Source organism: Shewanella sp. S23-S33 (genome assembly GCF_043359565.1).
GTDB classification, from domain to species: domain Bacteria; phylum Pseudomonadota; class Gammaproteobacteria; order Enterobacterales; family Shewanellaceae; genus Shewanella; species Shewanella oncorhynchi.
Window position 1 is genome coordinate 39629 of record NZ_JBHFFD010000026.1, and the last position, 10671, is coordinate 50299.

The 10671-nt window shown below is 45.8% G+C and carries 9 protein-coding genes and 1 pseudogene; 3 read left to right on the forward strand and 7 right to left on the reverse strand.

Features of this window, described 5'->3' with window-relative positions; genetic code table 11:
- Positions 1-67 precede the first annotated feature (67 nt).
- From pyrF to aroA, 7 genes and pseudogenes are all read right to left on the reverse strand, one after another.
- The gene (pyrF, locus tag ACHA99_RS08670; protein ID WP_011846776.1) at positions 68-763 is read right to left on the reverse strand and encodes an orotidine-5'-phosphate decarboxylase; all 696 of its coding nucleotides are present in this window, start codon (positions 761-763) and stop codon (positions 68-70) included.
- Between the two features lie 45 nt (positions 764-808).
- Positions 809-1969: a lipopolysaccharide assembly protein LapB gene (lapB, locus tag ACHA99_RS08675; protein WP_105252550.1), complete on the reverse strand. Its 1161-nt coding sequence runs from the start codon at positions 1967-1969 to the stop codon at positions 809-811.
- A gap of 1 nt (position 1970) precedes the next feature.
- Positions 1971-2246 (reverse strand): LapA family protein, encoded by a 276-nt coding sequence (locus tag ACHA99_RS08680; protein WP_393942198.1) that lies wholly within the window; start codon positions 2244-2246, stop codon positions 1971-1973.
- Between the two features lie 122 nt (positions 2247-2368).
- On the reverse strand, positions 2369-2656 hold the full coding sequence (ihfB, locus tag ACHA99_RS08685) for an integration host factor subunit beta (RefSeq protein ID WP_006081718.1): 288 nt from the start codon (positions 2654-2656) through the stop codon (positions 2369-2371).
- A 73-nt stretch (positions 2657-2729) separates the two neighbouring features.
- Positions 2730-4400: pseudogene (gene rpsA, locus ACHA99_RS08690) on the reverse strand (30S ribosomal protein S1); the annotation flags it as partial.
- 99 nt (positions 4401-4499) lie between these two features.
- Positions 4500-5192, reverse strand: coding sequence for a (d)CMP kinase (gene cmk / locus ACHA99_RS08695; protein WP_028759874.1), 693 nt, complete (start codon positions 5190-5192; stop codon positions 4500-4502).
- Positions 5193-5378: 186 nt separating this feature from the next.
- Positions 5379-6659, reverse strand: coding sequence for a 3-phosphoshikimate 1-carboxyvinyltransferase (aroA, locus tag ACHA99_RS08700; RefSeq protein ID WP_105252551.1), 1281 nt, complete (start codon positions 6657-6659; stop codon positions 5379-5381).
- 435 nt (positions 6660-7094) lie between these two features.
- Between aroA and ACHA99_RS08705 the strand changes: the two genes are divergently transcribed.
- From ACHA99_RS08705 to ACHA99_RS08715, 3 genes are all read left to right on the forward strand, one after another.
- Positions 7095-8285, forward strand: a complete 1191-nt coding sequence (locus ACHA99_RS08705) for an amino acid aminotransferase (RefSeq protein WP_219234128.1) — start codon at positions 7095-7097, stop codon at positions 8283-8285.
- Positions 8286-8659: 374 nt separating this feature from the next.
- Complete coding sequence (locus ACHA99_RS08710) at positions 8660-10219, forward strand: YjjI family glycine radical enzyme (protein WP_393942202.1); 1560 nt, start codon at positions 8660-8662, stop codon at positions 10217-10219.
- Positions 10191-10671 (forward strand): 4Fe-4S cluster-binding domain-containing protein (locus ACHA99_RS08715; protein WP_393942204.1); only part of this gene is annotated, 481 nt, incomplete at its 3' end. The genes ACHA99_RS08710 and ACHA99_RS08715, both read left to right, overlap by 29 nt.

The following is a 10671-nucleotide window of genomic DNA, read 5'->3' on the forward strand; positions in this document are numbered from 1 at the left end:
CAAGCTTTTTTATTTAAACAACGATCAAACGACTTTCAAACCGCGCTTTAGACGGCTAGTGTGGCGTCTATGCCAATGATTGGTGAATCGCTTGCAATGCTGCTAACGGGTCGGCAGCTTTGGTGATTGGGCGGCCAATCACTAAGTAATCAGAACCCGCTGCTATCGCTTGAGGTGGCGTCATCACCCGATGTTGATCGCCAGCATCACTGCCAACAGGGCGGATCCCCGGCGTCACGAGTTTGAAATCCTGACCTAACAGCGATTTTAACGCTGTCGCTTCTTGGGCGGAACACACCACGCCATCGAGTCCCGCTTGCTGCGTGAGCTTCGCCAAACGTTGCACATGCTCAAACGCAGGAACATTGATGCCGAGTAATTTAAGATCGTCATCACTCATCGAGGTTAATACCGTGACCGCGATCAGCATAGGCGCTTTATCGCCGTATGGCAGTAAGGCTTTTTTAGCCGCTTCCATCATGGCTAAGCCACCGCTGGCATGTACGTTCGTCATCCATACGCCCAGCTCTGCAGCAGCGGCCACGGCTTTGGCGACAGTATTGGGAATATCGTGAAATTTCAAATCAAGGAATAAATCAAAACCACGATCATGGATATCTTTCACCAGTTGCGGGCCAAACAAGGTAAACATTTCTTTGCCGACTTTAAGGCGGCACATGTTGGGGTCGAGTTTTTCTATCAGTTGTAAAGCATGGTTTTTATTATCGTAATCAAGCGCTACGAGGATAGGTTTAGTCGTCATCATCTCTCCAACGGGGTTACACAAACTGTGTATTCTTCTAATAGATTATTCGCCGTCTAGGCCTCGGATCCGTTTAATGCTGCCCCAGTTTTTACAGGAAGGACAATGCCAGTAAAGCGCATGGGAAGGAAAACCACACTCCTTACAACGGTAACTCGGACGGAATTTAATTTGTTGTTCAACGAGCTGCTCTAGCATAGTTAAACTTTGCTTAGCTTGCCCTTCTTCGGCTTGGCGCAAATGCATCTGCATCAAGTGCTGAAAACCTTTCATGGTCGGATGGCGATATAACGCATCGAGCACTATGGTCTCTGCCGCTTTAATCTCATCAAGACTTATCATGTGCTGCGCTAAGGCGACCACCACAGAAGCTCCAGCGCCATCGGCCATGGCGCCCGCGAGTAATTCTTGAAAACCTTCTTTATCTTGCGTGTCGCGATAAACTTGTTTGGCCGTTGGAATCGCATCGGCAAAAAGCTCGATATCGGCTTTTTTCAGTTGCAGCAGCATTTGCTTACACTGGGCATAATCTTGAATATCGAGGAATTTTTTCGCTAGGGTCAATAATGCACGACCGCATTGGGGATCTTGCTTCAGCGCTTGCTGTAGCAGTTTAATTTTCTGCGCATCATCACTGGCTTCATCGGCTAACTGGCAATAGAAATGCGCCGTTAACGGCTTTAAAACTTGCTGACGTTTACGACTCAAACGCTTAGTGATATCAATGGCTTTTTGCCACTCTTTAATCACTTGATAGATAGCAATCAGCTGTGTTTCAGATTCTTCACTGTGATCGTCTTGGCTGACCAAGTTAATAAAGATTTCTTCAGCTCTGTCGTAAAAACCTGCTGCTAGATAATCTTTACCCAGCTCCATCATAGCGATGTCACGCTGCTCATTGGTTAATGTAGGCCGCGCGATTAAATTTTGATGGATACGAATAGAGCGGTCGACCTCGCCTCGCTTACGGAACAGCGAACCGAGTGACAGATGGGTATCTATGGTTTCATCGTCAACATCTAGCATACTGATAAACAAATCGACGGCTTTATCCGATTCGTTCGACAGTAAGAAATTGAGGCCAGTAAAATAATCCCGGCTCAATTGTTTACGTTGATTACTTTGATTCTGCCTTATGCTCCGTCGCCCCATATACCAGCCATAGGCGGCAGCAATGGGAAGCAACAGAAAGAGGATCTCAAGCATATTAGGCGTCTACATCCTGAGGGATTTTAGGGATCACTTGATTTAGTTTCTTTTTAGTTGCCGCTAAACTTAATTTCAAGCGAACAATATAGTAGCTAGCAAATAACCAACTCAAAATAAAACCAGCAAAAAAGACAATCGCTAAGACAACAGGTAAACGATATTCACCCTGTGCGACAAAATAGCTGATGGTCACCACTTGTTCGTTACGCGCGCCAAAAATCAACGCCAGAATAAATAACAGTGCCACAAGCACAGTTGCTACAAATGATTTCACGCTGCACTCCCTAAACGCGTTTCAATTTAATGATTATCCAAGAAATTTACTAAGCTGACCAGCATTGCCTTGCAATAGATACAAAAAAGCCTCCTAACGGAGGCTTTTTACTATGCGGTCAATCACACATTAACGGCGTCAACACGCTCGCGCAGTTCTTTGCCTGGCTTAAAGTGCGGGACGTATTTACCTTCCAAATCGACTGATGAACCAGTCTTTGGATTACGGCCAGTCCGCGGTGCACGATAGTGAAGCGAGAAACTACCAAAGCCACGGATCTCAATACGATCACCGCTTTCTAATGTTGTTGCCATTTGCTCCAACATTTCTTTGATTGCGCCTTCAACCTCTTTCGCCGACAGCTGCGACTGCCTGGTGGCGAGTTTTTCGATAAGTTCAGATTTCGTCATCCTAGCTATCCCCTATTATCAAGCCAAACACAGTCGCCTAATGGGGAGAGATGTCTCCCCAAACAACAGGCGATTATTTACGAGCTGCTTTAAACGCTTCAGCCATTGCATTGCTAATAACAGCGTCATCTTGTTTGTTCAGAGTCGCCATTACTTCTTTCTCTTCAGCTTCGTCTTTCGCTTTGATTGACAGGCTGATAGAGCGGTTCTTACGGTCAACACCCATGAACTTAGCTTCGATTGCATCACCTACATTATAGACAGTAGATGCATCTTCGATACGCTCACGTGAAATGTCAGCTACACGGATGTAACCTTCAACAGTGTCAGCCAGTTCAACAGTCACACCTTTAGCATCAACAGCAGAAACAGTACCGTTTACGATAGTACCTTTCTTCTTGTCAGCCAAGTATGCGTTGAATGGATCATCTTCAGTTTGCTTAACACCTAAGCTGATGCGCTCACGCTCTGGATCTACAGACAGAACCACTGCATGGATTTCATCGCCTTTCTTGTATTCAGAAACTGCGTCTTCGCCAGTACCGTTCCAAGAAATGTCAGACAGGTGAACTAGACCATCGATACCGCCGTCAAGACCGATAAAGATACCGAAGTCAGTGATTGACTTGATCTTACCAGAAACCTTGTCGCCTTTGTTGTAACGAGTTGCGAAGTCATCCCATGGATTGGTCTTACATTGTTTCAGACCTAGAGAAATACGACGACGCTCTTCATCGATGTCCAGAACCAGAACTTCAACTTCATCACCTAAGTTAACCACTTTAGATGGGTGAATGTTCTTGTTAGTCCAATCCATTTCAGAAACGTGAACCAGACCTTCAACGCCTTCTTCGATTTCTACGAAGCAACCGTAGTCAGTTAGGTTAGTAACGCGACCAGTTAAACGTGTGTTTTCTGGGTAGCGTTTGCTGATTTCTAACCATGGATCTTCGCCAAGTTGTTTCAGACCTAGAGACACACGAGTGCGCTCACGATCGTACTTCAGTACTTTAACGTTGATTTCATCGCCAACATTGACGATTTCTGATGGATGTTTAACACGTTTCCACGCCATATCTGTGATATGTAGCAGACCGTCAACACCACCTAAATCTACGAATGCACCGTAGTCAGTCAGGTTCTTAACGATACCCTTAACTGCTTGACCTTCTTGCAGGTTTTCTAACAGTGCATCACGCTCAGCGCTGCTTTCTGATTCGATAACTGCACGACGAGAAACAACAACGTTGTTACGCTTCTGGTCTAGCTTGATAACTTTGAATTCTAATTCTTTGTACTCTAAGTGAGCGGTGTCGCGAACTGGGCGCACGTCAACTAGAGAACCTGGTAAGAAGGCACGGATACCGTTTAATTCAACAGTGAAACCGCCTTTAACTTTACCATTGATGATACCGATTACAGTTTCAGCATCTTCATAAGCTTTTTCCAGAACGATCCAAGCTTCATGACGTTTCGCTTTTTCGCGAGACAGTTGAGTCTCACCGAAGCCGTCTTCAACAGAGTCAAGAGCTACGTCAACTTCATCGCCAACTTGAATTTCTAAAACGCCTTGAGCATTTTTGAATTGTTCAGCTGGGATTGGGCTTTCAGACTTCAGACCCGCGTCAACCAGTACCATACCGTTTTTGATTGATACAACAGTACCACGAACGATAGAGCCTGGACGGAATTCCAGAGTTTGAAGGGATTGTTCAAATAGATCAGCAAAAGATTCAGTCATGTTTAGGTTACTTTCTTTATTAAACCACTGTCCGTCCTAGACGTGGAGTCAGTCAAATTATCCGTATCATCCTTAATACGAATACCTATCCGGTGGACTAACTTAGTTAGTGCCGGATAATTTTTGGTTGATAAAGTTAAGCGCAAGCGCTAGCACTTCATCAATACCCTTACCGCTAGTATCGATAATGAGCGCGTCATCGGCGGGGACTAAAGGAGCCACCGGACGATTCATATCGCGGTCATCACGTTCGATAATTTCACTTAAAAGGCGCTCGATATTAACATCGAAGCCCTTGTCCTGCAACTGATTATAGCGTCTTTGGGCACGCTCTTCAGCTGAGGCGGTTAAATATAATTTTGCCGGCGCACTTGGGAAAACCACTGTTCCCATGTCACGACCATCGGCAATTAATCCTGGCGCCGTTTTAAAGGCCCGTTGGCGACGTAATAAGGCTTCTCTCACCCGTGGAAAGGCAGCGACTTTTGAAGCGGCATTCGAGCACTCTTGGGTGCGAATGTCGTTGGTGACGTCTTCACCTTCCAATATCACTTGAACCGGATCTTTATCATTGCCTGTTAGAAACTTCACATCCAGATGTGCCGCTAACAACGTGATAGACTCTTCATTTTCCAGTTCAACGTTATGATGAATTGCTGCAAGCGCAAGAACTCGGTAAATGGCACCACTATCAAGTAGTTGCCAACCTAGATGCTGAGCCAATAATTGACTAATTGTACCTTTGCCAGCACCACTTGGGCCGTCGATTGTGACTACAGGAGCCCGTTCAGACATACATTCCTCCGCAAAAAATAACCATCATCCGTGAGTTCATCAAGTGAGCCCCCGAAAATGAGCGCGCCGCATTGTACAACAAAAGACAAACAAAATCCGTGGATTTTTTATGAAGAATAGAAGCCGCACAAATACGGCTTACAATTCTTGACATCGATGGTTGTAACAATGACGAAACAAACAGACTTAGCCTTGCAGGCTCGCAAACTGCTTAAAGTAGTCAGGGAATGTTTTAGAAGTACAATCTGGATCATTGATGGTGATACCGCAATCGGCAAATGCCAGCATAGAAAAGCACATGGCCATGCGGTGATCATTGTAGGTATCAATTTCAGCGGTGTTAATCACGGCTGGCGGGGTGATTTTAATGTAGTCATTGCCCTCTTCAACCTCGGCGCCCACTTTTCGCAGTTCAGTTGCCATAGCCGCTAACCGGTCGGTTTCTTTAATACGCCAGTTATAGATATTGCGAATAACCGTCGTGCCTTTAGCAAATAATGCGGCCGTTGCAATGGTCATGGCCGCATCGGGAATATGGTTCATATCTAAGTCGACGGCCGTTAATTGGGAGCCGCGGGCAATAATATAGTCATCGCCCCACTCGATATCTGCGCCCATTTTTTCGAGCACATCGGCAAATTTTACATCGCCTTGGATACTCAAACGACCCACACCCGTGACTTTGACTTCGCCGCCCTTAATCGCCCCAGCCGCGAGGAAATATGATGCCGATGACGCATCGCCTTCTACCAGTACTTTACCTGGTGATATATAACGCTGGCCTGCAACAATCTCAAAACGCGCGTAGTCATGGTTAATGACGTTAACGCCGAACTGCGCCATCAAAGCGATAGTAATATCGATATAAGGCTTAGAGACTAACTCACCTTTGACATGGATATTGACGCTGCCCTTAGCAAGCGGCGCCACCATCAACAAAGCCGTTAAAAACTGGCTCGATAAATCGCCTGCAATTTCAACATCACCGCCATTAAGGCCAGTGGCATTAATCGTCAGTGGCGGGAAACCGTCATTTTTAAGATAAACAATATTGGCACCGAGTTGCCTTAAGGCATCGACTAAATCGCCAATCGGACGCTCTTCCATACGTGGTTCGCCCGTGAGGGTAAATTCACCTTGGCCTAAGGTTAAGGCGGCGCATAAGGGGCGCATTGCGGTACCCGCATTGCCTAAAAACAATTCCTGCGCGGATGCTGAGGAAATCACACCACCTAAACCATCGAGTTCACACACAGTATTGTTTTGCGATAAACGGTAGTTAACCCCTAACTGCTTGAGGGAGGCCAGCATGTGGCGGATATCATCTGAATCGAGCAGATTGGTGAGCGTGGTCGTACCTTGGGCTAAGGTGGCCAATAATAAGGCTCGATTTGAAATACTTTTTGAGCCCGGAATATTGATTTCACCGTGGACTTGCACAACAGGTTCAAGACGTAATTGCTTCATGAATAAATCTTCTTTCTCTATAGGGCGTCATCATCACGATCACGCGGACTGAATACGCAAAATGGCAACTTCACGCTACAGCGCGTCAAGTTAAGATTACAAATAAAAGGAGATTGGGGCCTTGTTGGTGCTTCGTCGTTATAAAATTACCGATTGTCGCTAAGGATTCAACCGTTTTTTCGAGAAAAATGGCATTTTGGTCAGATTATTTGCTGAGATCAGTGTAAAAATAACAAAAACGCAAAATTTAAGCGGTTAATTTATGATTTAACCGTATTTTTGGCAGGCTTTTTTGCCAAGATAACTGGCGTGTAATCACAGTTTTCACTTTAATTACTTTACCTTTCCGCGCTATTCTACCCTTTAAACGATAAATAACGCATATCTGATACGAACAATCACGTTTGCACTATAACCAGAAAGGTAGATGGAGCTATGTTTAACTCACTCATCGCAATGCCAGCGGACCCCATCCTTGGCTTGTTAACTCAGTACCGCGAAGACTCTCACCCACAAAAAGTGGATTTAGGTGTGGGCGTTTATAAAGATCCTACCGGCGTTACCCCTATTCTAAGCTGCGTGAAAAAAGCGGAAAAATTCCGTCTCGATACCGAAACCACCAAAGTGTATATCGGCCCAACAGGCTCACCACAATTCAACACCTTGATGACGGAATTAGCCTTTGGTGTTGGCCACAGTGCCATTATCGCTAACCGTATCCGCACAGTTTCAACACCCGGTGGTACAGGCGCGCTGCGCGTGGCGGGTGACTTTATCAAACGCTGCAACCCGAATGCCGTGTTATGGGTAAGCGATCCAACTTGGGCAAACCATATCGGTTTATTCGAAGCGGCTGGCATTACTGTTAAAACCTATCCTTACTATGACTACGATAGAAAATCATTGAAATTTGATGAGATGCTTGCTGCATTATCGCAAGTAAGTACTGATGATGTGGTGTTATTCCACGCCTGTTGCCATAACCCAAGCGGAATGGATTTAACCACAGAGCAATGGGATAAAGTGGTTGCCCTTACAAAAGAGCAAGGCTTTACGCCACTGATTGACATGGCCTACCAAGGCTTTGGTGATGGCGTTGATATTGATGCCTACGGCGTGCGTCATATGGCGGCAGCGGTCGATAATATGATCCTGTGCAGCTCATGCTCGAAAAACTTCGGTTTGTACCGTGAGCGTATTGGTTCCTGCTCTGTGATTGCCAAAGATGCCAATACCGCCAATATCGCGCAATCGGTACTGCTTTATGTGGTTCGCTGCCTTTACTCTATGCCACCTGCCCATGGCGCAGCGATTGTTGAGACGATTTTAGGATCAAAAGAATTAACCCAAGAATGGCTTGATGAGCTGAAAGTGATGCGCGATCGCATCAACGGCAACCGCGCCATTTTAGTGGATAAACTTAAAGCCAACGGCGTAAACCGTGACTTTAGCTTTATCGCCCGCCAAAAAGGTATGTTCTCTTTCCTTGGGGTGGCTCCAGAGCAAGTGGCGCGCCTACAAAAAGAATTCAGCATCTATATGGTAGGTTCAAGCCGCATCAGTATTGCTGGGATCAGTGAAGATAACGTTGATTACTTAGCCCAATCGATTGCTAAAGTGCTTTAAGCCGCTGAGTTTATCTGCACCGCTCACTCTGCTGTATTCACTCAATAAAGGAATACAGCAGAGTTCACTTACCGCCTCAAGTGTTAAATTTTTTTAATCATCCCACCCGATAAGTTTTGGCAGTTCATTATCCTCTGTTTCATATCCCCAATATGACAAGCAAGGCCACGTCTCACTGTTCAAGCATTTATTTTTAATCGTAAAACCACATTCTAGCGATTTTGACATCGCGGCTTTATCGCAATAAGCCACAAATTGTGACCTCAGTCGGCGGATTTCCATTTCATTAATCAGGACTGCGGCTATTTTCACTTTTTAAAGCCAACGCCACTGAGTAGATTAGTGGTCATCATAGAACTTGTGGATGTTCAGCCATGTTATTACAAGATAAATTAGTGCAAATCGTCACCAACCCGCTGCTTTCACCCAAGCAAAAATCCAACTATTTAGCATTAGAAGCGGAAGCCAGTTTGCCCTATATGTCGATATCGCCCGAGGTAAAAGCGGCGATGAATGACGGTATTATTTGCGACATGTTTGAAGGCCATGCGCCGTTTAAACCACGCTATGTGTTGCCAGATTATGCCCGCTACCTTCAACAAGGCTCTGAATACTTAGAGTTATCTGCGGCAAAAAACTTGGACGAAGCTATCAATGCCTTAACGATTATGTATCACCACGTGCCATCGGTGACCAATATCCCCGTGTATTTAGGTCAGCTGGATGACATTTTGATGCCTTTCGTTGAAGGAATAGATGCGGAAGTCCTTTATCGTAAATTAAAGCTGTTCTGGATCATGCTCGACAGAACCCTGCCCGATGCCTTTATGCACGTGAATATTGGTCCTACAGATAACATCGTTTGCCGCACCCTACTGCGCATTGATGCAGAGTTAAAACAAGTTGCCCCCAATTTGACCTTTATGTACGACCCCGCCGTCACGCCGGATGAATTGTTGTTGCTTGCGACCACCAATATTTGTCAGTGCAGTAAGCCGCATATCGCGAATTACCCACTGCATGCCAGTGCGTTTGATGAGCGCGGTTTTGGTATTGTCAGTTGCTACAACGCGTTGCCGTTAGCGGGCGGCGCCAATACCTTAGTTCGACTTAATCTTAAAGAAGTTGCGTTAAAGGCCAATTCTATAAACGATTTTTTTGATACTGTATTGCCAAATTACTGCTCACTCACCTTCGAGCTCATTGACGCGCGCTCGGCATTTTTGCATCAAGAATCACACTTCTTTGACAGTTTTTTAGTTAAAGAGCAATTGATTGATGAATCGCGCTTTGCACCCATGTTTGGTATTTACGGCATGGCAGAAGCCGTGAATATTCTGCGGACATTCACGGCTACTGATGCAACGAAGTTATCTCAACGAGATCAACACACTGGCTATGGTCATCAGACAGATGCAAATCAGCTGGGCTATCGTATTTCTGCTGCGCTCGATGCCATAGTGAAATCCACACCCGTCGCACATGGTTACCATGGGCGGGCACTACTGCATTCACAGGGCGGTATTAGTATCGACAACAATGTGACTCCTGGCGTTCGCATCCCCTATGGCACTGAACCGAATCCCATCGCCCATATTCAAGCCCTAGCGCAGCATCATCAGTATTATACGGCGGGAATTAGCGATATTTTGACTATCGATGAAACCGTGAAATCCAATCCTCAAGCCATGTTCCAACTGTGTAAAGCCGCGCTTGAGTTAGGTTTTAGGGAGTTTACCGCCAATGTCGCCTCTAACGATTTAATGCGCGTGACTGGCTATATGGTAAAACGCTCAGATATTGAAACGTTTAAACAGTGCGGCTCGCGTCTCAATACCACAGGCTTAGCCGCAGAAGCTGCGGTTAATACGGGAATATTGCAACGACAAGCACGAGTTATCGCCCATGAACACTCCCCTTGTGTCTTTAAATAGACACGCTATTGTCAGTCAGCTATTGCCCTTTTCATGCGTCGACGGGCCTGGCAGCAGGCTCGTGTTATTCTTGCAGGGCTGCAACTATCAATGCAAAAACTGCCATAACCCACATACCATAGGTTTATGCGATGCCTGTGGCGATTGTGTCGCCACCTGCCCTGACAATGCGCTGACATTAATAAACCTCAATGATAAGCCTCGCATTCACTGGGATAATGAGCGTTGTAGCCAATGCGATACTTGTCTTGCCGTATGCCCGAAACAAGCGAGCCCTAAGGTCAGTCGTTACACCGTTGAGGAGATACTGACGATTCTCCATAGTCAGCGTCACTTTATTAATGGTATTACGGTTAGCGGCGGCGAAGCGAGTCTGCAACTGCCATTTATTCTTGCGTTGTTTAAAGGAATTAAGGCGACAGAGTCGTTATCACACTTAACTTGCATGCTCG

Bases quoted from the DNA above. Each gene is read 5' to 3' on its own strand.
- pyrF (WP_011846776.1), bottom strand. From the start codon at position 763: ATGACGACTAAACCTATCCTCGTAGCGCTTGATTACGATAATAAAAAC.
- lapB (WP_105252550.1), bottom strand. From the start codon at position 1,969: ATGCTTGAGATCCTCTTTCTGTTGCTTCCCATTGCTGCCGCCTATGGC.
- ihfB (WP_006081718.1), bottom strand. From the start codon at position 2,656: ATGACGAAATCTGAACTTATCGAAAAACTCGCCACCAGGCAGTCGCAG.
- cmk (WP_028759874.1), bottom strand. From the start codon at position 5,192: ATGTCTGAACGGGCTCCTGTAGTCACAATCGACGGCCCAAGTGGTGCT.
- aroA (WP_105252551.1), bottom strand. From the start codon at position 6,659: ATGAAGCAATTACGTCTTGAACCTGTTGTGCAAGTCCACGGTGAAATC.
- ACHA99_RS08705 (WP_219234128.1), top strand. From the start codon at position 7,095: ATGTTTAACTCACTCATCGCAATGCCAGCGGACCCCATCCTTGGCTTG.
- ACHA99_RS08710 (WP_393942202.1), top strand. From the start codon at position 8,660: ATGTTATTACAAGATAAATTAGTGCAAATCGTCACCAACCCGCTGCTT.